The sequence below is a fragment of the Pseudomonas sp. YL2 genome (assembly GCF_023063025.1).
In the GTDB taxonomy this organism is placed as follows: domain Bacteria; phylum Pseudomonadota; class Gammaproteobacteria; order Pseudomonadales; family Pseudomonadaceae; genus Aquipseudomonas; species Aquipseudomonas putida_A.
In genome coordinates this window covers 62699-84663 of record NZ_JAJSLU010000019.1, presented here as the reverse complement: position 1 = coordinate 84663, position 21965 = coordinate 62699, and the positions used below count along the sequence as shown (strand labels likewise).

Annotated in this window: 18 protein-coding genes; 11 read left to right on the top strand and 7 right to left on the bottom strand. The window is 61.3% G+C overall.

From position 1 onward, the window contains the following. Window positions 1–250: 250 nt before the first annotated feature. The 6 genes from LVD08_RS23075 to LVD08_RS23050 all read right to left on the bottom strand — a co-directional run bounded on the left by LVD08_RS23075 (window position 251) and on the right by LVD08_RS23050 (window position 7838). On the bottom strand, window positions 251–628 hold the full coding sequence (locus LVD08_RS23075) for a gamma-butyrobetaine hydroxylase-like domain-containing protein (protein ID WP_103368729.1): 378 nt from the start codon (window positions 626–628) through the stop codon (window positions 251–253). A 153-nt stretch (window positions 629–781) separates the two neighbouring features. Next, complete coding sequence (gene hslU / locus LVD08_RS23070) at window positions 782–2119, bottom strand: ATP-dependent protease ATPase subunit HslU (RefSeq protein WP_007968354.1); 1338 nt, start codon at window positions 2117–2119, stop codon at window positions 782–784. Between the two features lie 55 nt (window positions 2120–2174). Next, on the bottom strand, window positions 2175–2705 hold the full coding sequence (gene hslV, locus LVD08_RS23065; RefSeq protein WP_007968352.1) for an ATP-dependent protease subunit HslV: 531 nt from the start codon (window positions 2703–2705) through the stop codon (window positions 2175–2177). 234 nt (window positions 2706–2939) lie between these two features. Then, a complete protein-coding gene (locus LVD08_RS23060) occupies window positions 2940–3647 on the bottom strand; it encodes an SPOR domain-containing protein (RefSeq protein ID WP_095138001.1) in 708 nt (235 codons plus the stop codon). A gap of 1 nt (window position 3648) precedes the next feature. Then, complete coding sequence (argS, locus tag LVD08_RS23055; RefSeq protein WP_096794688.1) at window positions 3649–5388, bottom strand: arginine--tRNA ligase; 1740 nt, start codon at window positions 5386–5388, stop codon at window positions 3649–3651. 230 nt (window positions 5389–5618) lie between these two features. Then, on the bottom strand, window positions 5619–7838 hold the full coding sequence (locus LVD08_RS23050; protein WP_247269351.1) for a primosomal protein N': 2220 nt from the start codon (window positions 7836–7838) through the stop codon (window positions 5619–5621). A 285-nt stretch (window positions 7839–8123) separates the two neighbouring features. On the opposite strand from LVD08_RS23050, the gene rpmE reads away from it, so the two are divergent. From rpmE to LVD08_RS23035, 3 genes are all read left to right on the top strand, one after another. Continuing rightward, complete coding sequence (gene rpmE / locus LVD08_RS23045) at window positions 8124–8339, top strand: 50S ribosomal protein L31 (RefSeq protein ID WP_007968345.1); 216 nt, start codon at window positions 8124–8126, stop codon at window positions 8337–8339. Window positions 8340–8380: 41 nt separating this feature from the next. Next, window positions 8381–9163: a thermonuclease family protein gene (locus LVD08_RS23040; RefSeq protein WP_247269369.1), complete on the top strand. Its 783-nt coding sequence runs from the start codon at window positions 8381–8383 to the stop codon at window positions 9161–9163. A gap of 183 nt (window positions 9164–9346) precedes the next feature. Then, window positions 9347–10615, top strand: a complete 1269-nt coding sequence (locus tag LVD08_RS23035; protein ID WP_003220889.1) for a malic enzyme-like NAD(P)-binding protein — start codon at window positions 9347–9349, stop codon at window positions 10613–10615. Window positions 10616–10859: 244 nt separating this feature from the next. Here LVD08_RS23035 and LVD08_RS23030 read toward each other — a convergent pair whose 3' ends face one another. Then, the gene (locus LVD08_RS23030) at window positions 10860–13304 is read right to left on the bottom strand and encodes a penicillin-binding protein 1A (protein ID WP_409347913.1); all 2445 of its coding nucleotides are present in this window, start codon (window positions 13302–13304) and stop codon (window positions 10860–10862) included. Window positions 13305–13523: 219 nt separating this feature from the next. Here LVD08_RS23030 and LVD08_RS23025 point away from each other — a divergent pair, with 219 nt between their 5' ends. The 8 genes from LVD08_RS23025 to LVD08_RS22990 all read left to right on the top strand — a co-directional run bounded on the left by LVD08_RS23025 (window position 13524) and on the right by LVD08_RS22990 (window position 21765). Continuing rightward, entirely contained in the window at window positions 13524–14588 is a 1065-nt protein-coding gene (locus LVD08_RS23025) for a pilus assembly protein PilM (protein ID WP_096794691.1), read from the top strand. Continuing rightward, window positions 14588–15154 (top strand): PilN domain-containing protein, encoded by a 567-nt coding sequence (locus LVD08_RS23020; protein WP_027611312.1) that lies wholly within the window; start codon window positions 14588–14590, stop codon window positions 15152–15154. The genes LVD08_RS23025 and LVD08_RS23020 overlap by 1 nt, the downstream gene beginning before the upstream one ends. Then, entirely contained in the window at window positions 15151–15774 is a 624-nt protein-coding gene (gene pilO, locus LVD08_RS23015) for a type 4a pilus biogenesis protein PilO (protein ID WP_247269350.1), read from the top strand. The genes LVD08_RS23020 and pilO overlap by 4 nt, the downstream gene beginning before the upstream one ends. Then, window positions 15771–16298, top strand: coding sequence for a pilus assembly protein PilP (locus LVD08_RS23010; protein ID WP_247269349.1), 528 nt, complete (start codon window positions 15771–15773; stop codon window positions 16296–16298). The genes pilO and LVD08_RS23010 overlap by 4 nt, the downstream gene beginning before the upstream one ends. Before the next feature lie 13 nt (window positions 16299–16311). Next, window positions 16312–18390: a type IV pilus secretin PilQ gene (gene pilQ, locus LVD08_RS23005; RefSeq protein ID WP_247269348.1), complete on the top strand. Its 2079-nt coding sequence runs from the start codon at window positions 16312–16314 to the stop codon at window positions 18388–18390. A 4-nt stretch (window positions 18391–18394) separates the two neighbouring features. After that, window positions 18395–18913, top strand: coding sequence for a shikimate kinase AroK (gene aroK / locus LVD08_RS23000; RefSeq protein ID WP_027611316.1), 519 nt, complete (start codon window positions 18395–18397; stop codon window positions 18911–18913). A gap of 151 nt (window positions 18914–19064) precedes the next feature. Then, a complete protein-coding gene (aroB, locus tag LVD08_RS22995; RefSeq protein WP_210556778.1) occupies window positions 19065–20165 on the top strand; it encodes a 3-dehydroquinate synthase in 1101 nt (366 codons plus the stop codon). Between the two features lie 10 nt (window positions 20166–20175). Further along, window positions 20176–21765 (top strand): AAA family ATPase, encoded by a 1590-nt coding sequence (locus LVD08_RS22990; protein ID WP_247269347.1) that lies wholly within the window; start codon window positions 20176–20178, stop codon window positions 21763–21765. The last annotated feature ends 200 nt before the right edge of the window (window positions 21766–21965 follow it).

The following is a 21965-nucleotide window of genomic DNA, read 5'->3' as shown; positions in this document are numbered from 1 at the left end:
GCTCCATTGTCCTGAGACGAGTACCCGTTTTCTGCTGTGCAGTTCCACAGCGAATGCCAGGTACTACTGCTCGGGTGACCGTTAATTCTGCATAGCTGCTTTACAGTCGTAGAGCACTGCAGGGAACTTGCCAGCTCCATTGGTTACCCGAGTTTAATTTTTTTCGCAAGCAGGCCGATCCTCGGCCACACAGCAGAGCATTCAAACAGATGAATTTAGAAAATGCCCTCTAAAGAGCAAGAGTCTCGGACTAGAGCATCAGCTTGACGATTGACTGGTCCGGATCGCGGGTTTTCCCGGCCGCTTTGAGCTCGGCCAGATAATCGGCCCAGAGTGCGTCATGACGTCGCCCCAGCTCGTAGAGATAATCCCAGGTGAACAGGCCGCTGTCGTGACCGTCGTCGAAGGTCAGTTTCAGTGCGTACTGACCGGCCGGTTCCAGGCCGCTGAGGCCGACATTGAGCTTGCCGAATTGCAGGATCGGTTTGCCGTGGCCCTGGACCTCGGCGGAAGGGGAATGCACGCGCAGGAATTCGGCGGGCAGGGTGTACTCCTCGCCGGACGCGTATTTGAGCGTCAGGGTTTTCGAGGCTTTGTGCAGTTTGATGTCGGTGGGGATTGAGGTCATGGTCTGGCGTCCGTTGTGTGGGCGACCCTGATTCAAATGTGGGAGCGGGCTTGCTCGCGAATGCGGTGTGTCAGCCAACATGGGTGTCGACTGGCACGGCCTCTTCGCGAGCAAGCCCGCTCCCACAGGGTCCGCTACCGCTGTAAGTATGGCTTACAGGATATAACGGGACAGGTCTTCGTTCTGCGCCAATTCGCCCAGATGGCTGTTGACGTACGCAGCGTCGATCAGGATCGGCTTGTCGTCATGCGCACTGGCCAGGTCGCCGGCACTGAACGATACCTCTTCCAGCAGACGCTCAAGCAGTGTGTGCAGACGACGGGCACCGATGTTCTCGGTCTTCTCGTTGACCTGCCAGGCGATCTCCGCCAGACGCTTGATGCCTTCCGGCTGGAACTGAATGTTCAGGCCTTCGGTTTTCAGCAGCGCGCAATATTGCTCGGTGAGCGATGCGTGCGGCTCGCTGAGGATGCGCTCGAAGTCTTCCGGGCTCAGCGCCTTGAGCTCGACACGGATCGGCAGACGGCCCTGCAGCTCCGGCACCAGATCGCTCGGCTTGCTCAGGTGGAACGCACCGGAGGCGATGAACAGGATGTGGTCGGTCTTGACCATGCCCAGCTTGGTGTTGACGGTGCAGCCCTCGATCAGCGGCAGCAGGTCGCGCTGTACGCCTTCACGGGACACGTCGGCGCCGCCGACATTGCCGCGCTTGGCGACCTTGTCGATTTCGTCGATGAACACGATGCCGTGTTGCTCGACCGCTTCCAGCGCCTTGGCCTTCAACTCTTCTTCGTTGACCAGACGCCCGGCCTCTTCGTCGCGCACCAGTTTCAGCGCTTCTTTGACCTTGAGCTTGCGCGCTTTCTTCTTGCCCTTGCCCATGTTGGCGAACAGGTTCTGCAGCTGGCTGGTCATTTCTTCCATGCCAGGCGGCGTGGCGATTTCGATACCGGCCACTTCGGCGACTTCGATCTCGATTTCCTTGTCGTCCAGCTGGCCTTCGCGCAGGCGCTTGCGGAACAGCTGACGGGTGTTGGAATCGCTGCTCGGTGCTTCTTCATTGCTGAAGCCCATGCGTGCAGGCGGCAGCAGTGCGTCGAGGATACGGTCCTCGGCAGCGTCTTCGGCACGGTGGCGTACGCGGGTCATTTCCTGCTCGCGGAGCATCTTGATCGCGGCGTCGGCCAGATCACGGATGATCGATTCGACGTCACGGCCGACGTAGCCGACTTCGGTGAATTTGGTCGCTTCGACCTTGATGAACGGCGCGTTGGCCAGTTTTGCCAGGCGACGGGCGATCTCGGTTTTACCGACACCGGTCGGGCCGATCATCAGGATGTTCTTCGGGGTCACTTCAACACGCAGCTCTTCAGGCAGCTGCATGCGGCGCCAGCGGTTGCGCAGGGCAATCGCGACAGCGCGCTTGGCATCGTCCTGGCCGATGATATGGCGGTTGAGTTCGTGGACGATTTCGCGGGGAGTCATGGACATAATAATTGACGGTCCTCAAGCAGAAACAAGCCGTGGCACTTAGGCCGCGTCAGGCTTATTCAGCGAGATCCTGCTCCTCAATGGTCTGGGTGTGGTTGGTGAATACACAGATGTCGCCGGCGATACCGAGGGCAGTTTCGACGATCTCACGGGCCGACAGGTCGGTCTTTTTCAACAGCGCGCTGGCTGCGGCTTGCGCGTAGGCGCCGCCGGAACCCATGGCGATCAGGCCGTCTTCGGGTTCGACCACGTCACCGTTGCCGGTGATGATCAGCGAGGCGTCCTTGTTGGCGACCGCGAGCATGGCTTCGAGGCGGCTCAGGGAGCGGTCGGTGCGCCATTCTTTGGCGAGTTCGACAGCGGCGCGGATCAGGTGGCCCTGATGTTTCTCAAGCTGGCCTTCGAAACGTTCGAACAGAGTGAAGGCGTCGGCGGTGGCACCGGCGAAACCGGCGATGACCTGGCCGTGGTACAGGCGACGCACCTTTTTGGCGTTGCCTTTCATCACGGTGTTGCCGAGAGAAACCTGGCCGTCGCCGCCCATGACGACTTTGCCGTGGCGGCGGACTGAAACGATGGTGGTCAAGGGAAGAGTCTCCACGCAGCGGGGCGAAAATGCCTTATGCCCATTCATATGGGGGTGCTGGATAGGATTTCAACCGGGGAGGGCGCAGGGGGACGAACGGCGGAGGACAGACCGGGAATATGTTGTGCCGGTTATGACGCCTTCGCGAGCAGGCTCGCTCCCACAGGGACTGCGTGATTCCTGTGGGAGCGAGCCTGCTCGCGAATGAACGATGACGCGATGCGACTGACGGAATCAGCGGCTCTGGCGTTGTTGTAACAACAGGTTGCTGAAGCCGCTGCCGGCCAGTTGTTTTTGCGCAGTCGTCAGCTGTTCGCGGTTGCTGAACGGGCCGACCAATACGCGGTACCAGGTTTCATCCTTCACCGTGCCCGACTCAACCGAAACAGCCTGGCCCAGCAGAATGATCTGCGCCCGCACCTTGTCCGCGTCCGCCTCTTTGCGGAACGAGCCGGCCTGGAGGAAAAACTTGGTCACCGGCGCCGCTTTCGCCACCGGTGGCGCTGGCGGCGGGGTAATACCTGACAGCGCAGCCTGCGCCCGCGCGGTGTCGATCTTCGCCGCTTCCGCCGGGGTGACCGGCGTGGTCGGCACTTGTGGCGTCGGCAGGGTTTTCTCCGGCACGGCATCCGGCGGCACGATCACTTCCGATTCCGGCAGCAAGGTGTAGAAGTCGTACTTCGGCTTCACCGGTTGCGTCGGGCTCGGCGGAGTCTTGTTGGCCTCAGCGATCTTCGACGCTTTCTGCTGTTGCGCCTGCTCGATTTTCTCGCGCTTGACTGTGTCGCTGCCCTTGCCCGGCTCCAGTTTCATCAGGAACACGATGAACGCACCGACCGTCAGGCCGATGGCCATCCACAGCCAGCCCGGGATCGGTTGCTTTGCAGGAGCTTGGTAACGGCTGGCGCCACGCTTGGGTGCAGGTTTTTTCTTGGCAGCCAACTTACATTTGCTCCAGGACTTTCAGGCCCAGCAGCTCCAGGCCTTGTTTAAGGGTTCGACGCGTCAACTCGGTCAGACGCAGACGGCTTTGCATCTGTTCTGGTGTTTCAGCTTTCAGGATCGGGCAGTTCTCATAAAAGCTGGAGAACAGGCTGGCCAGATCGTAGAGGTAAGTGCACAGAATATGCGGAGTGCCTTTTTCCGCGACGCCGTTCAGCACTTCACCGAATTGTGCCAGTTTGGTGCCCAGCTCCTGTTCCAGCTCGGCTTCGAGGACAATTTGGCCCTGGACCTCGCTGAAGTCTTTGTCCAGTTTGCGGAATACGCCGGCAGCGCGGGTGTAGGCGTACAGCAGGTATGGCGCGGTGTTGCCTTCGAAATTCAGCATCAGGTCGAAGTTGAAGCTGTAGTCGCTGGTGCGATGCTTGGACAAGTCGGCGTATTTCACGGAGTCGATACCGACGACTTTCGCGATTTCGTGCAGAGTTTTGACCGGTAATTCCGGGTTCTTTTCTTGTACGAGTTTGAACGCCCGATCCTCTGCTTCGATCAGCAGGTCAACGAGTTTCACGGTGCCGCCATCACGGGTTTTGAAGGGACGGCCGTCGGCGCCGTTCATGGTGCCGAAGCCCATGTGCTCCATTTCCATCGGATGGGTGACGAAGCCGGCCTTGCGCGCCACGGCGAACACTTGCTGGAAGTGCAGGGCCTGACGCTGGTCGACGAAGTACAGCGCGCGATCGGCTTTCAGCTTGCCGCTGCGGTAGCGTACGGCTGCCAGGTCAGTGGTGGCATAGAGGTAGCCGCCGTCAGCCTTGACGATGATCACCGGCAGCGGGTCGCCGTCGGCGTTCTTGAACTCGTCGAGGAACACGCACTGGGCGCCGTTACTTTCGACCAGCATGCCCGCCGCTCTCAGGTCGTTGACCACGTTGATCAGGTCGTCGTTGTAGGCGCTTTCGCCCATCACGTCGGCCATGGTCAGTTTGACGTTGAGCTTTTCGTAGATGTCCTGGCAGTGAGAAAGGGAAATGTGGGTAAAGCCCTTCCATGCCTTGATGCACTCTTCATCTCCTGCTTGTAGATCGACTACCAGCTTCCTGGCGCGATCGGCAAACACTGGATCTTCGTCGAAACGTTTTTTCGCGGCGCGGTAGAATTCTTCCAGATCCGACAGTGCGCTTTTGAGCATGTCTGGATGATCTTCCAGCATTGCCATCAGCATGCCGAACTGGGTGCCCCAGTCGCCCACGTGGTTCTGGCGGATCACTTCGTCGCCGAGGAACTCAAGTACGCGCGCCACGCCGTCGCCGATGATGGTCGAGCGCAAATGACCGACATGCATCTCTTTAGCCAAGTTCGGTGCCGACAAATCGACCACGGTGCGCTGTACAGGACCAGCCTTGCGCACGCCAATGCGCTCGTCAGCCAAAGCGGCTTCGAGGCGATTGGCCAGCGCCTGAGTGTTCTGGAAGAAATTGATGAAGCCTGGACCGGCGATTTCGGCCTTGGTGACGTTCTCGTCGGCCGGCAGCGCAGCGATGATTTTCTCCGCCAGATCGCGCGGCTTCATGCCCGCAGGCTTGGCCAGCATCATGGCGATGTTGCTGGCGAAGTCGCCGTGGGTTTTGTCGCGGGCGTTCTCCACCTGAATCGCCGGCGACAGGCCTTCAGGCAACACACCTTCGTTGACGAGTTGGGTGAGGGCTTGTTGGATCAGCTGGCGAATGGTGTCTTTCATGGTCTTCTCTTTCGACCGCAAGCGCGGCGGCGCATCGATGCGCGGGTGGAAAAACTGGGCATTATCCGTTGCGAAGACGGGCTTGCCAACCTTAGCAGGCAGCTTATGGATATGTGGTGACAATTCGGGCCTCTTCGCGAGCAAGCCCGCTCCCACAATGGATCAGCGGCGTTCATTTGTCTGGCTCATACCCTGTGGGAGCGGGCTTGCTCGCGAAGGCGATTTTCAGATCAATACAGATCCACGGGATCGACATCCAGCGACCAGCGCACCGCCCGCCCGCTCGGCATCTGCTCCAGTTCCAGCAACCAGTTGGCGAGCAACCGATGCAGCGGGGCCCGGGCTGCCGCCTGCACCAACAACTGTGCACGATAGCGACCGGCTCGGCGCTCCATCGGCGCCGGCACCGGCCCGAGCAATTCGATGCCGCTCAGATTCTGCTCGACCAGCAAGCGTTCGGCCGCGCTGCATGCCTCATCGAGAAAACCTTCGGCCTGCCCCGGTTTGTGCGCTTCGGCACGCAACAGGGCCAAGTGTGAAAACGGTGGCAGTCCGGCAGCCCGGCGCTCGCTCAAGGCCTGCTCGGCGAAAGCGAAGTAACCCTGCTCGGTCAGTTGCACCAACAAAGGATGGTCTGCCAGGTGCGTCTGGATGATCACCTTGCCCGGCTCCTCCGCCCGCCCGGCGCGCCCGGCGACCTGCACGATCAATTGCGCCATGCGCTCGCTGGCACGGAAGTCGCCGGAGAACAGTCCGCCGTCAGCATCCAGAATCGACACCAGCGTAACCCGGGGGAAGTGGTGCCCCTTGGCCAGCATTTGCGTGCCGACCAGAATGCACGGCTGGCCTTTCTGAATCGTCGCGAACAGTTGATTCATCGCGTCCTTGCGCGAAGTGCTGTCGCGGTCGACGCGCAGCACCGGGTAGTCCGGGAACAGAATCGCCAGGCGCTCTTCGGCGCGTTCGGTGCCGGCGCCCACCGGCCGCAGATCGACTTTGTTGCACTTGGGGCATTGGCGCGGCGTGCGCTCGACGTTGCCACAGTGGTGGCAGCGCAGTTCGCCGTAGCGCTGGTGCACGGTCATTCGCGCATCGCAGCGTGAGCACTCGGACATCCAGCCGCAATCGTGGCACAGCAACGTCGGCGCAAAGCCGCGCCGGTTGAGAAACACCAGCACCTGCTGGCCGGCCGCGAGGGTCTGGCCGATGGCTTGTTGCATCGGCCCGGAAATGCCGCTGTCCAGCGGACGGCTTTTCACGTCCAGCCGCAGGAACCGTGGTTGCTTGGCACCGCCGGCTCGCTCGTTGAGACGCAGCAGGCCATAACGACCGGTGTAGGCGTTGTGCAGGCTTTCCAGTGAAGGCGTGGCGGACCCGAGGACGATCGGGATGTTTTCCTGTCGCGCGCGCACCAGTGCCAGATCCCGGGCGTGGTAGCGCAGGCCTTCCTGCTGTTTATAGGAGCCGTCGTGTTCTTCGTCGATGATGATCAGCCCCGGGTTCTTCATCGGGGTGAACAGCGCCGAGCGAGTGCCGATAATAATGTCGGCCTCGCCGTCGCGGGCAGCGAGCCAGGCGTCGAGGCGCTCGCGGTCGTTGACCGCCGAATGCAGCAGGGCGATGCGCGCATTGAAGCGCTGCTCGAAACGCGCCAGGGTCTGCGGGCCGAGGTTGATCTCCGGGATCAGCACCAGCGCCTGCTTGCCGGCTTCGAGGGTTTCGCGGATCAGTTGCAAATAGACTTCGGTCTTGCCGCTGCCGGTGACGCCCGCCAGCAGATACGCGTGATAACTGTCGAACCCGGCGCGGATCGCTTCGTAAGCGGCGCGTTGTTCGGTATTGAGCGGCAGTTCCGGTTGCGCCAGCCAGTGTTCATGGCGCACGCCGGGGGCGTGCCGGCGGATCTCCACCTGCACCAGGCCCTTGGCCAGCAGCAGGTCGAGGCTGTCCTTGCTCAACATCAGTTTGCTCAACAACTGATGGGCGACGCCGTGCGGGTGCTGCGCCAGCGTCGCCAGCGCTTCCCGTTGCCGTGGCGCGCGGGCGATGCGCGGATCATCAAGGCTGGCGCCCGGCGCGACCGACCAGAAACGCTCCTGACGGGCTTCGGCCGGTTCGCCCTGACGCAGCAATACCGGCAGTGCCCAGCTCAAGGTGTCGCCGAGGCTGTGCTGGTAATACTGCGATGTCCACAGGCACAGCTTGAACAGCGCGGGCGGCAGCGGCGGCTCGGTATCGAGCAGGGCCAACGCCGGCTTGAGTTTCTCCAGCGGCACGTCGCTGGTATCGGTGATCTCGACCAGAATCCCGACCATCTCCCGCCGCCCGAACGGCACCCGCAGGCGCATGCCCGGCTGCAACTGGGCACGCAACACCCCGGCCGGCGCCCGATAGTCGAACAGGCGGCGCAGGGGCGAAGGCAGGGCGAGGCGCAGAATGGCGTCGGGCACGCGGGGAGTCTCTATCAACACGAAAGAAGGGCGAACGCAGATCAATTGTGGGAGCGGGCTTGCTCGCGAATGCGGTGTGTCAGGCACCGTAATATTGGCTGACACAGCGCATTCGCGAGCAAGCCCGCTCCCACAGGGAATCGCGCAATGGGCCGGGAGCCTAGCAGACGGTCGGTCTCAGGGACAGCTTGCGCGATTGACATTGTCTGGTAGAATCCGCGGCCTAATTACGTGCGGTATTCAACAATAGTGTTGGGTGGCGGCACGCTAGCTGAGGAAGACATCATGAAAGCTGATATCCACCCGAATTACCCAGAAGTTGCAGTAACCTGCAGCTGCGGCAACAAGTTCGAAACCCGTTCGACCTTCGGCAAAGCCCTGGCGATCGACGTTTGCAACGAGTGCCACCCGTTCTACACCGGTAAGCAGAAGACTCTGGACACCGGTGGCCGCGTTCAGAAGTTCGCCGACCGTTTCGGTGCCTTCGGCGCCAAGAAGTAAGATTGGTCATTCTGGAAAACTTCGACGGTTTCTCCAGGCTGATGAAAAAGGCGTCCCTTGTGGGCGCCTTTTTTGTGTCCGCGATTTGGCTGTCCGCTGCCCAGGCATTTTGCCCCACGCCTGCCGGCCTCAGCAGCGTCAGCGTCCAGCGCGTGGTCGATGGCGACACGCTACGCCTGAGCGATGGGCGCAGTGTGCGGATGATCGGTCTCAACACGCCGGAGTTGGGCAAGCAGGGCCGCAGTGACGAACCCTTCGCCGTGGCGGCACGTAAACGCCTTGAAGTACTGGTGGCGGACAGCGGCGGTCGGGTCGGTCTGCTCCCAGGCAAGCAGGCCAAAGACCATTACGGTCGCACCCTCGCGCATGTCTACAGCACCAACGGCACCAATCTTGAAGCGCAAATGCTCGCCGACGGCCTTGGTTTTCAGGTGGCGGTGGCACCGAATGTCGATCTTGTGGCCTGTCAGCAGGCGGCCGAACGCAGCGCCCGGCAGGCCGGTCGGGGCCTGTGGCGCCAGTCACCTGTACTGAAAGCGGAGCAGATCCGCACTTCGGGTTTCGCCGTGGTCAGTGGGCGTGTGAGCAAGGTTCAGCGCAATCGCGGCGGAATCTGGATCGAGTTGCAGGACTCGGTTGTACTGCGCGTTGCACCCAATCTCGTCAGACAATTCGACAACGCCTGGTTGCAGACGCTGCAGGGCAGGCAGATCGAGGCTCGCGGCTGGGTCGTTGATCGTTCGCGGCGTGGCGGGTTGAAACCGGGTCAGGCGCGTTGGTTGTTGCCTTTGACTGATCCGTCGATGCTGCAAAACACTCACTGAAGAAAAATTGTAGACATTTTTTCTGTCGATTGTGAACAGTCAAGCCCTTGTGCGCCGTGGCTCTTGGCCCAAAGTCGTAGGACAGGGCGCTTGACAGGGGTGACCGCTCAGTCTTGTGGGGACTTTGCGAGGCGCGTATCCTCGCTGACCAGTCTGTCCAACAGTAAAAAGCGGAATGCCAAAATGTCTGATCTGAAAACTGCCGCTCTCGAATATCATGCCAATCCTCGTCCAGGGAAGCTGAGTGTCGAGCTCACCAAGGCCACTGCTACCGCCCGCGACCTGTCGCTGGCCTACAGCCCCGGCGTAGCTGAACCAGTGCGTGAGATCGCCCGCGATCCTGAACTGGCCTACAAATACACCGGCAAGGGCAACCTGGTTGCAGTCATTTCCGATGGCACCGCGATTCTGGGCCTGGGTAACCTCGGCCCACTGGCCTCCAAGCCAGTGATGGAAGGTAAAGGTGTACTGTTCAAGCGCTTCGCCGGCATCGACGTATTCGACATCGAAGTCGACTCCGAAAGCCCGCAAGCCTTCATCGACACCGTAAAACGCATCTCCATCACCTTCGGTGGCATCAACCTGGAAGACATCAAGGCGCCTGAGTGCTTTGAGATCGAACGTGCTCTGATCGAGCAGTGCGACATTCCGGTATTCCACGATGACCAGCACGGCACCGCGATCGTGACCGCTGCGGGCATGATCAACGCCCTGGAAATCGCCGGCAAAACCCTGCCGGAAGCCAAAATCGTCTGCCTCGGCGCCGGCGCTGCGGCCATCTCCTGCATGAAGTTGCTGGTGAGCATGGGCGCAAAAATCGAAAACATCTTCATGGTTGACCGTACCGGCGTGATCCACTCCGGCCGTGATGACCTGAACCAGTACAAAGCCGTGTTCGCTCACGCCACCGACAAGCGCAGCCTGGCTGATGCTCTGAAAGGCGCTGACGTGTTCGTCGGTCTGTCCGGCCCGAACCTGCTGAGCGCTGAAGGCCTGCTGTCGATGGCGGCCAACCCGATCGTCTTCGCCTGCTCGAACCCGGATCCGGAAATCTCCCCGGAGCTGGCACACGCCACCCGCAGCGACGTGATCATGGCCACCGGTCGTTCCGACTACCCGAACCAGGTCAACAACGTTCTGGGCTTCCCGTTCATCTTCCGTGGTGCCCTGGACGTTCGCGCCAAGCGCATCAACGAAGAAATGAAAGTGGCTGCGGCCAACGCCCTGCGCGAACTGGCCAAACTGCCAGTGCCACAGGACGTGTGTGACGCCTACGGTGGTGCGCCGCTGGAATTCGGTCGTGAGTACATCATTCCGAAGCCAATGGACAAGCGCCTGATCACCCTGATCTCCGACGCTGTGGCCAAGGCTGCGATCGAGACCGGTGTGGCGACCCTGCCGTATCCGAAGAACTACCCGCTGAAAAGCGTGGATGACGTGTTCAACGGCTAAGCCGTTGTAGCGCTTCAACGAAAGCCCCGGCTTGTGAGAGTCGGGGCTTTTTTGTGCCTGTGTGATTTGTGGTGTTCTTCAGTGCCTCTTCGCGAGCAAGCCCGCTCCCACAGGTTTTGTGGCTACAACTCGCTCACTGTGGGAGCGGGCTTGCTCGCGAAGAGGCCGGCCCAGACAACATAAAATCACAGGCATAAAAAGCCCCGCACTTCTTTCGAAGGCGGGGCTTTTTGGGGCGCATTGATCAGAACAGATCGATCGGCGCCTGCTCATCCGCCGGCAGCGGACTGCCCGGTACGGCGCCGTTGCCCAGCTCATTCACCGAGGGCGGCGTGTCTTCGGACTTGAACAGCTCGAAGTAGGCGCCCGGCGTGCTCGGCGTTGCCGCACGACCGCTGACCGGATCCACCCGCAGGCTGAGAATGCCTTCCGGCTCAGGCTGTACGTGCGGCGGCTTGTCCTTGAGCGCGGCAGACATGTAGTTCATCCAGATCGGCAACGCCACGGTGCCACCGAACTCGCGGCGACCGAGGCTTTCCGGCTGGTCGAAGCCGGTCCACACGGTGGTCACGTAATCGGCGTTGTAACCGGAGAACCATGCATCCTTCGATTCGTTGGTGGTACCGGTCTTGCCCGCGATATCGCTGCGACCCATGGCCAGTGCGCGGCGCCCGGTGCCGAGCTTGATCACGTCCTGCAGCATGCTGTTGAGGATGTACGTGGTGCGGCCATCGACGATCCGCTCAGCCACGGCCGGCGCTTGTGGCGCGGCGGCAGCGCCCGGTGCTTCACCCGGAACCGGAGCGGCGTTGACGGTGATCGGCTGAGACTCCGGCGCGGCAAGGCCATCGGTCGCCGAGCCACCCTGTGGCACGGTCGGCGGGTTGGCGACGAACAGCGTGTCACCGTTGCGGCTTTCGATCTTGTCGATGATGTACGGGGTGATCTTGTAGCCGCCGTTGGCGAAGGTGCTCCAGCCGGTAGCGATCTCCATCGGGGTCAGGGTCGCGGTGCCCAGCGCCAGCGACAGGTTCGGCGGCAGGTCCTGCTTGTTGAAGCCGAAGCGGGTGATGTAGTCGATGGTCTTGCCCACACCCATCGCCTGCAGCAGACGGATCGACACCAGGTTACGCGACTTGTACAGCGCCTCGCGCAGACGGATCGGGCCGAGGAAGGTGTTGGTGTCGTTCTTCGGCCGCCAGACTTTGTCCAGGTACTCGTCGACGAACACGATCGGCGCGTCGTTGACCAGGGTCGCGGCGGTGTAACCGCTGTCCAGCGCAGCGCTGTAGACGAACGGCTTGAAACTCGAACCCGGCTGACGCTTGGCCTGCAGGGCGCGGTTGTAGTTGCTCTGCTCGAAGGCGAAACCACCGACCAGCGAGCGAATCGCGCCGTTCTGCGGATCCAGCGATACCAGCGCGCCTTGCGCCTGCGGGATCTGGCTGAATTTCAGCGAATTGTTCGGCTGACGCTGCACGCGAATCAGGTCGCCGACCTGCGCCACATCCGACGGCTGACGCGGTGCGGCGCCCATGCTGTTGGTGTTGAGGAACGGCCGCGCCCATTTCATGGTGTCCCAGGCGACGTGCTCTTCGCCGGTACGGGTCAGCACCTGCAAGCCATTCTTGTCGACCTGGGTGACGATGGCCGGCTCCAGGCTGCTGATGGTGCGCTGCTTGGTCAGCTCGGTCGCCCAGGCTTCGTGAGTCTTGCCCGGCAGGCGCGACTCGGGTCCGCGGTAGCCATGGCGCTGATCGTAGGTCATCAAGCCTTCGTGCAGCGCGGTGTTGGCCATTTCCTGCAGGTTGCTCGGCACCGTGGTGGTGACGCGGAAACCTTCGGTGTAAGCGTCGCTGCCATAGCGACCGACCATTTCGGCACGGGCCATTTCGGCGATGTACGGTGCGTTCACTTCCGGGGTCGGCACGTGATAGCTGGCGTTCAGCGGCTCGTTGATCGCGGCGGTGTAGTCAGCCTCGGAAATCTTCCCGAGCTTGTACATGCGTCCGAGAATCCAGTCGCGACGCTCCTTGCTGCGCGCCGGGTTGGCCAGCGGGTTGAAGCGCGACGGGGCTTTCGGCAGGCCGGCGATCATCGCCATCTGCGCCAGGCTGACGTCGCGGATCGACTTACCGTAATACACCTGCGCCGCCGCCTCGATGCCGTAGGCGCGGTTACCCAGATAAATCTTGTTCACGTACAGCTCGAGGATCTCGTCCTTGGTCAACTGCCGCTCGATCTGCAGGGCCAGAAGAATCTCGGTGGTTTTGCGCGAGAAGCTGCGTTCGCTGGTCAGGAAGAAGTTCTTCGCCACCTGCATGGTGATGGTGCTGCCGCCGGACTGAATGTGCCCGCTTTTCACCAGTTGGGTCGCGGCACGCATCAGGCTGCTCGGATCGACGCCATAGTGGTTGGCGAAATTGTCGTCTTCAGCACTTAGTAACGCATTAATGAAATTGGGTGGAATGTCGGCGAAACGGATCGGAGTACGGCGCATTTCGCCAAATTCTGCGATCAATTTGTTGTCGCTGCTGTAGACCCGGAGCGGAATCTGCAACTGAATGCTTCTCAGCGCCTCCACAGACGGCAAACCCGGACTAAGGTAAAGAAACGCGCCGCTGAGACCTAAAAGCAGTCCGCAGAAAACGGCGACGATGGACCAACCGAAAAATTTCAGCAGACGAATCAAGGCTTTTGAACATCCAGGGCAAAGAATGAATTGGGCGACAGGGTTCCGGTAACACACAGAACAACCTGGGCCGGCAGTAAAAAGCGGAAAAAAACGCTGGGCATTATAAGCACTTTTCTGCTGGGGGCGTCATTTGCGCTTCTGTCAAGACGGGGTGAAGGAACGCAATGCGTATTACAGAGTCCGTAACTCACGGAAAGTCATAGGGAATTGGTAGTGCTGGGACTCTTCAAGAAAAAGACCAATACGTTACTGGGGATCGACATCAGCTCCACTTCGGTGAAGCTGCTGGAGTTGAGCCGTCAGGGCGACCGCTACCGGGTCGAGGCCTACGCGGTAGAGCCGCTGCCGCCCAACGCCGTGGTCGAAAAGAATATCGCCGAGCTCGAAGGCGTGGGCCACGCCTTGTCCCGGGTGCTGGTCAAGGCACGCACCGGGCTCAAGAGCGTGGCGGTGGCGGTGGCCGGTTCTGCGGTGATCACCAAGATCATCGAGATGGACGCCGGGCTGACCGATGACGAGCTGGAAAACCAGCTCAAGATCGAAGCCGACCAATACATTCCCTATCCACTGGACGAAGTCGCCATCGATTTCGAAGTCCAGGGCGTGTCGCCGCGCAACCCGGAGCGGGTCAGCGTGCTGCTGGCCGCCTGTCGCAAGGAAAACGTCGAAGTCCGCGAAGCGGCGCTGGCGCTGGCCGGGCTGACCGCGCGCGTGGTCGATGTCGAGGCCTATGCGCTAGAGCGCTCGTTCGGTCTGCTCGCCACTCAACTGGCAGCCTCGCAGGAACGCCTGACCGTGGCGGTGGTGGACATCGGCGCGACCATGACTACCCTCAGCGTCCTGCATAACGGCCGCATCATCTATACCCGCGAGCAACTGTTCGGTGGCCGGCAACTGACCGAGGAAATCCAGCGCCGCTACGGCCTGACTGTCGAGCAGGCCGGGCTGGCGAAAAAGCAGGGCGGTCTGCCGGACGACTATGTCAGCGAGGTATTGCAACCGTTCCGTGATGCTCTGGTGCAGCAGGTCTCGCGCTCGTTGCAGTTCTTCTTTGCCTCCGGGCAGTACAACGCCGTCGATCACATCCTGTTGGCCGGCGGCACCGCCTCGGTGCCGGGGCTGGATCGGCTGATCGAACAGCGTCTGGGCACCCCGACCCAGGTCGCCAACCCGTTTTCCGACATGGCCTTGAGCAGCAAGGTCAACGCCGGGGCCCTGGCCAGTGACGCGCCGGCCCTGATGATTGCCTGCGGGCTCGCGCTCAGGAGTTTCGACTGATGGCGCGGATCAACCTTCTCCCCTGGCGTGAAGAGCGCCGCGAAGAGCGGCGCAAACGCTTTCTGCTGATTCTGATCGGGGTCTTCGTCGGCTCGGTGGGCGCGGTGTTCATCGCCGATCAGATCGTCGGCACCGCCATCGAGCGGCAGACAGCACGCAATGACTACATTGGCAAACAGATCGCCGTGGTCGACGAACGGATCAAGCAGATCAGCGAACTCAAGGCACGGCGCCAGCAACTGGTCGAGCGCATGCGCATCATCCAGGACTTGCAGGGCAACCGGCAGATCAGCGGGCGGATCTTCGACCAACTGGCGCGCACGCTGCCGGACGGGGTGTATTTCACCAGCGTGAAATTGCTCGGCAAGACGCTGTCGATCAGCGGCGCGGCGGAGTCGAACAACCGCGTTTCGGAGCTGATGCGCAATCTGGATGCTTCCGACTGGTTCGATGCGCCGAGTCTTAATGAAGTGAAAGCGACGACTGCCGGTCAGGTGGATCAGGCCAACGTCTTTCAGCTGACCGTGCGTCAGACCCAGCCAGCCGCGACGGAGGGCGACAAATGAAGCCGTCCGAATGGCTGCAAAATCTGCGCAATATTGACTTCAACGATCTGGACACCAGCAATATCGGCTCCTGGCCGGCCGCGGTGAAAACCATCGCGGGAGCGTTGCTGGCGGTGCTGGTGTTGGCGCTTGGCTATAACTTTTTCATCAGCGACGTGGAAAACCAGCTGGAAGCCAAGCGTCAGGAAGAGGACACCTTGAAGGAGCAGTTCGCCAGCAAGGCGCACATGGCCGCCAACCTGGAGCTGTACACCCAGCAGATGAAGGAGATGGAGAACTCCTTCGGCGTGCTCCTGCGGCAGTTGCCCAGCGACACCGAAGTCCCGGGATTGCTCGAAGACATTACCCGTACCGGGCTGGGCAGCGGTCTTGAATTCGAAGAGATCAAGCTGCTGCCGGAGGTGACCCAGCCGTTCTACATCGAGCTGCCGATCCAGATCACTGTCACCGGGGCTTACCACGACCTCGCGACCTTCGTCAGTGGCGTCGCCGGGTTGCCACGGATCGTCACCTTGCACGATTTCGAACTGGCACCGGCCAATCCCGACGGCGGGACGAAGCTGCGCATGAGCATCCTCGCCAAGACCTACCGCTATAACGACAAGGGGTTGGACAAATGACCCCGATCCGTTATTTCGCCCTGTCAGTGCTGGTGCTCGGCCTCAGTGGTTGCGGCAGCAGTGACGAATTCAGCGACCTCGACGCCTACATGAACGAAGTGCGTCTGCGCCCGGCCGGCCGGATCGAGCCGACGCCGACCTTTCATTCCTATCCCACCTTTACCTACAGCGCGGCCAACCTGCGCAACCCGTTCTCGCGCCAGGTGCGCGTCGATCTGGCCGGGCAGCAGCGTGGCTCGCGCAACGTCAAACCCGACCCCAACCGGGTCAAGCAATACCTCGAAGGTTTCAACATCGAGCAGTTTGAAATGGTCGGCACGATCTCCAATGCCAGCGGCTCCTTCGCCTTGCTGCGCGGGGCGGGTGCAGTGCATCGGTTGAAAGTCGGCGACTACCTGGGGCGCAACGACGGGCGCATTGTCGCCATCAGCGCCACTCAGGTCGATGTGGTCGAGATCGTGCCCGACGGCGAAGGCGCCTGGCTGGAACGTCCGCGCACCATTCCTTTGAAAGAGCACTCATAGTGGAAGTCGAACAATGAACAGGATTTTCTCCACCCTCGGTTTTTCGCTATGGATAGCGCTGCTTTCACCGATGGTTCAGGCGGCCAGCCTCAAGACGCTGGATGTCGCGGCGTTACCGGGTGATCGCATCGAGTTGAAGCTGTCGTTCGACAGCCCGCCACCGCAACCCAAGGGCTACACCACCGAATCGCCGGCGCGAATCGCCCTGGATCTGCCGGGTGTCGCCAGCCAACTGACGAGCAAGACCCGCGATCTGGGCAGCGGTAACGCGCGAACCGCCACAGTGGTGGAAGCCAACGACCGCACGCGCCTGATCATCAATCTGACGCAACTGACGCCCTACACCTCACGGGTCGAGGGCAACAATCTGTTCGTGGTGGTCGGGCAGGGCGCCAAGCCTGCTGCACCACGGCCAGCCACTGCTGCACCACGACCGGTCGCGGCTCCAGCGCCGGCGAAGGCTTATACCCCCGTCGCCAAAACCATTCGTGGCGTCGACTTCCAGCGTGGCACCGCGGGAGAGGGCAACGTCGTCATCGACCTGTCGGATCCGACCATCGCCCCGGACATCCAGGAGCATGACGGAAAGATCATCCTCAGCTTCGCCCGCACGCAGTTGCCCGACAGGCTGCGGGTGCGCCTCGACGTCAAGGACTTCGCCACGCCGGTGCAGTTCGTCAACGCTGCCGCCACCGGTGATCGTGCGGTCATCACCGTCGAACCCAGCGGTACGTTCGACTATTCCACCTACCAGACCGACAACAAACTGACCGTCAGTATTCGCCCGATGACGGTCGATGACCTGCAAAAGCGCAACGCTGACCGCAACAGCTACAGCGGCGAAAAGCTTTCGCTGAATTTCCAGGACATCGACGTGCGTTCGGTGCTGCAACTGATCGCCGACTTTACCAACCTCAATCTGGTGGCCAGCGATACGGTGCAGGGCGGGATCACCCTGCGTCTGCAGAACGTGCCGTGGGATCAGGCGCTTGATCTTGTGTTGAAAACCAAAGGGCTGGACAAGCGCAAGATCGGCAACGTGTTGCTGGTGGCGCCGGCCGACGAAATCGCCGCCCGTGAACGCCAGGAGCTGGAGTCGCAGAAACAGATCGCCGAACTGGCGCCGCTGCGCCGCGAACTGCTGCAAGTGAATTACGCCAAGGCCGCGGACATCGCCAAGCTGTTCCAGTCGGTGACCAGCGCCGAGGCGAAAATCGACGAGCGTGGCTCGATTACCGTCGATGAGCGCACCAACAACATCATTGCCTACCAGACCCAGGATCGCCTCGACGAACTGCGGCGGATCGTGGCGCAACTGGATATTCCGGTGCGCCAGGTGATGATCGAGGCGCGGATCGTCGAGGCCAACGTCGATTACGACAAGAGTCTGGGCGTGCGCTGGGGCGGTTCGATCCAGAACAAGGGCAACTGGAACACCTCGGGGGTCAGTAACGGCACCTCGACCACCATTGGCACACCGGGCAGCACCAGTACCAACTCGCCGTTCGTCGACATGGGCACGGTGGGTAATACCTCGGGGATCGGCATCGCCTTCATTACCGACAATGTGCTGCTCGATCTTGAGCTGACCGCCATGGAGAAGACCGGCAACGGTGAGATCGTCTCGCAGCCCAAAGTGGTCACCTCCGACAAAGAGACGGCGAAGATCCTCAAGGGCACCGAGATTCCGTATCAGGAAGCCAGCTCCAGCGGTGCGACGTCGGTGTCGTTCAAGGAGGCTTCGCTGTCGCTGGAAGTGACGCCGCAGATCACCCCCGACAACCGCATCATCATGGAGGTCAAGGTCACCAAGGACGAACCGGACTACCTGAACAAAGTGCAGGATGTACCGCCGATCAAGAAGAACGAGGTCAACGCCAAGGTGCTGGTGAACGACGGCGAGACCATCGTGATCGGGGGCGTTTTCTCAAATACTCAAAGCAAGGTCGTAGATAAGGTGCCATTTCTTGGCGATGTGCCGTATCTTGGCCGCCTTTTCCGGCGTGATGTGGTTTCGGAGAAAAAATCCGAGCTGCTGGTATTTCTCACTCCGCGTATCATGAATAACCAGGCGATTGCTGTGAGTCGTTGATTCTGTGCGAAATTTGATTCTTGTAGGACCGATGGGCGCTGGAAAAAGCACCATCGGCCGGTTGCTGGCCAAAGAGCTGCGCCTGCCGTTCAAAGATTCCGACAAGGAAATTGAACTGCGCACGGGCGCCAATATCCCGTGGATCTTCGACAAGGAAGGCGAGCCCGGCTTTCGTGACCGTGAGCAGGCGATGATCGCCGAGCTGTGCGCGTTCGACGGCGTGGTGCTGGCGACCGGCGGCGGCGCGGTGATGCGTGATGCCAACCGCAAGGCCCTGCACGCGGGCGGACGGGTGGTGTATCTGCATGCCTCCGTCGAGCAGCAGGTCGGGCGTACGTCGCGCGATCGCAATCGTCCTTTGCTGCGCACCGCCGATCCGGCGAAAACCCTGCGAGACCTGCTCGAGATCCGCGATCCGCTTTATCGGGAGATCGCCGATCTGGTGGTGGAAACCGACGAACGGCCACCGCGCATGGTGGTGCTCGACATTCTCGACCGTCTGGCGCAGCTGCCACCCCGTTAAAGCGCCGCCGGAAATGCGCTATCCTCGGCGTCCTGTCACAGCCGCCGAGGTTGTGGCGGATGGCGTGCGAGCGGCGTCAGATTCGCTATAGGCCGCAGACAACCAATAATTCAGGGCAGGACGCCTGCTTCCATCTTCACTGTGGGGACACATGCAGACACTCAAGGTCGATCTAGGCGAGCGCAGCTACCCGATTCATATTGGCGAAGGTTTGTTGGATCAGCCCGAGTTGCTGGCGCCGCATATCCATGGGCGGCAAGTGGCAATCATCTCCAACGAGACCGTTGCGCCGCTCTATCTCGAACGTCTGACCCGCAGCCTTGCGCAGTTCTCGGTGATCTCGGTGGTGCTGCCGGACGGCGAAGCCTTCAAGAACTGGGAAACCCTGCAACTGATCTTCGACGGCCTGCTGACTGCCCGTCACGACCGCCGCACCACGATCATCGCCCTCGGCGGCGGTGTCATCGGTGACATGGCCGGTTTTGCCGCCGCCTGCTACCAGCGCGGTGTCGATTTCATCCAGATTCCTACCACGCTGCTGTCCCAGGTCGATTCGTCGGTGGGCGGCAAGACCGGTATCAACCATCCGCTGGGCAAGAACATGGTCGGCGCGTTCTATCAGCCGAACGTGGTGCTGATCGATACTGCATCGCTGAAAACCCTGCCGGAGCGTGAACTGTCCGCCGGTCTGGCCGAAGTCATCAAGTACGGTCTGATCTGCGACGAGCCGTTCCTGGCCTGGCTCGAAGACAACGTCGACGCTCTGCGCGCGCTGGACCAGAAGGCCCTGACCTACGCCATCGAGCGTTCCTGCGCGGCCAAGGCGGCAGTGGTCGGTGCCGATGAGAAGGAAACCGGAGTGCGCGCCACGCTCAACCTCGGCCACACCTTCGGCCACGCCATCGAGACCCACATGGGCTATGGTGTCTGGTTGCATGGTGAGGCGGTGGCCGCTGGCACCGTGATGGCGCTGGAGATGTCCGCGCGTCTGGGCTGGATCAGCGAGCAGGAACGTGATCGCGGCATTCGTCTGTTCCAGCGTGCCGGTCTGCCGGTGATTCCGCCGGAAGAAATGACCGAAGCCGATTTTCTCGAACATATGGCAATTGATAAAAAAGTGATCGACGGTCGTCTGCGCCTGGTGCTGCTGCGCCGGATGGGCGAAGCGGTGGTGACCGCCGATTATCCGAAAGAGGTTCTACAGGCCACGCTGGGAGCGGATTACCGCGCTCTGGCTCAGCTTAAAGGTTAATAAGATTCCGATGACTAGTTTGCATGCCGACGAGGCGTTCCTCGGCCATTTCCAGTTAAGTCACGACCCTTTCGCGCCGCGGGTGCCGGGCTTCAAATTCTTCCCGGCCCAGCGCAAACCGGTGCTGGGGCAATTGCACCACCTGGCGCGTTACAGCCAGTTGCTGCTGGTGGTCACCGGCCCGCAGGGCAGCGGCAAGACCTTGCTGCGTCAGGCGCTGGTGGCCAGCACCAACAAGCAATCGGTACAAAGCGTTGTCGTGTCGGCCCGTGGAGCTGGCGATGCCGCCGGCGTGCTGCGTCAGGTGGCTCAGGCACTGAACGTGGCTCAGGCCGAAGTTGGCGCGATTCTGGATCAGGTGGTGCAGCTCGCGCTTACCGGCCAGGAGGTCTATCTGCTGGTGGATGACGCCGAGCAGCTCGACGAATCCGCGCTCGAAGCGCTGATGGCGCTAGGGGCCGGTGCACCGGAAGGTCGCCCGCATGTGTTCCTGTTCGGTGAGTCGTCGCTGATCGCGCAACTGGAGGCCTTGCACCTCGAGGAAGAGCGCTTCCACGTCATCGAACTGCAGCCGTATACCGAAGAAGAGACCCGCGAATATCTCGACCAACGGCTCGAAGGTGCGGGCCGGGGTGTCGAACTTTTCACCGCGGATCAGATCTCTGAGATTCACGAAAGCGCCGAGGGTTGGCCTGGTAACATCAACCAGGTCGCTCGCGATGCACTGATCGAAGTCATGATTGCCAGCCGCTCTGCGGTCAAGCGTCCAAGTATGGGGTTCAACATGCCGAAGAAACACGTATTGGCGATTTCCGCCGTCGTTGTGGTCGCGGTCGCCGCCGCCTGGCTGATGCCGGGTCGCAACAAGGCGCCAACCACCGGCGCACCTGCCAACGAACAGGCACAACTGCCATTGGGCCAAGGCGCCAATGGCGGCGCACCGAACGTCGAGTTCGCCGGCAATACCCAGCCGATGCCGCTGCCGCTGGTCGGCAACTCGCAGCCGGTGATGCGCGGCCCGTTGGCTGAAGCTGCGGGTGGCATCACTGAAGGTGACGACGGCGTGCCTGTCGAAGGCTCCAGCGCAACACCGCCGACCGTAACGACTTCCGCACCACCGGCAGGTGTTCCGGCTGGCCCGGCGCCAACCCCGGTTCCGGCACCCGCGGCCAAGCCGACCCCGGCACCGACTCAGGTCGCCACCGCCAAGCCTGCTCCGGCAGCGCCAGCGGCCAAGCCGGCTCCGGCCCCGGCCAAGCCTGTTGCGGCTGCCAAACCGGCCGAGAAGCCGGTTACCGTGGCCAAGGCTGCCGGTGGCAGCTGGTACGCCGGTCAGCCGACCAGCAATTACGTGGTGCAGATCCTCGGCACCAGCTCCGAAGCGACCGCACAGAACTTCGTCAAGGAACAGGGCGGCGAGTACCGTTATTTCAAGAAAGTCCTTAACGGCAAGCCGCTTTACGTGATCACCTACGGCAACTTCGCCAATCGTGATGCAGCCGTTTCTGCCATCAAGGCCTTGCCAGCGAAGGTTCAGGCTGGTAAACCTTGGCCTCGCACTGTCGCCAGCGTCCAACAGGAACTGGCAACAACTCGCTGAAGATTCGGCGGCCTTACCCAGGCCGCCTCTCCAAGCACCTCAAAATTTCTACGAGTGCGCGCTTCCTTCCAGGTCGCGTGCCTTGTGGTGTCTGCGTCACAGTAGTCTTTGAGTCGTTGCAGTCAAAATTAAAAAAGTTTTGACTAGCACAGCAGATCGCTTTAAACCTTTCACAAATGCGACATGAATTTGCGACATTT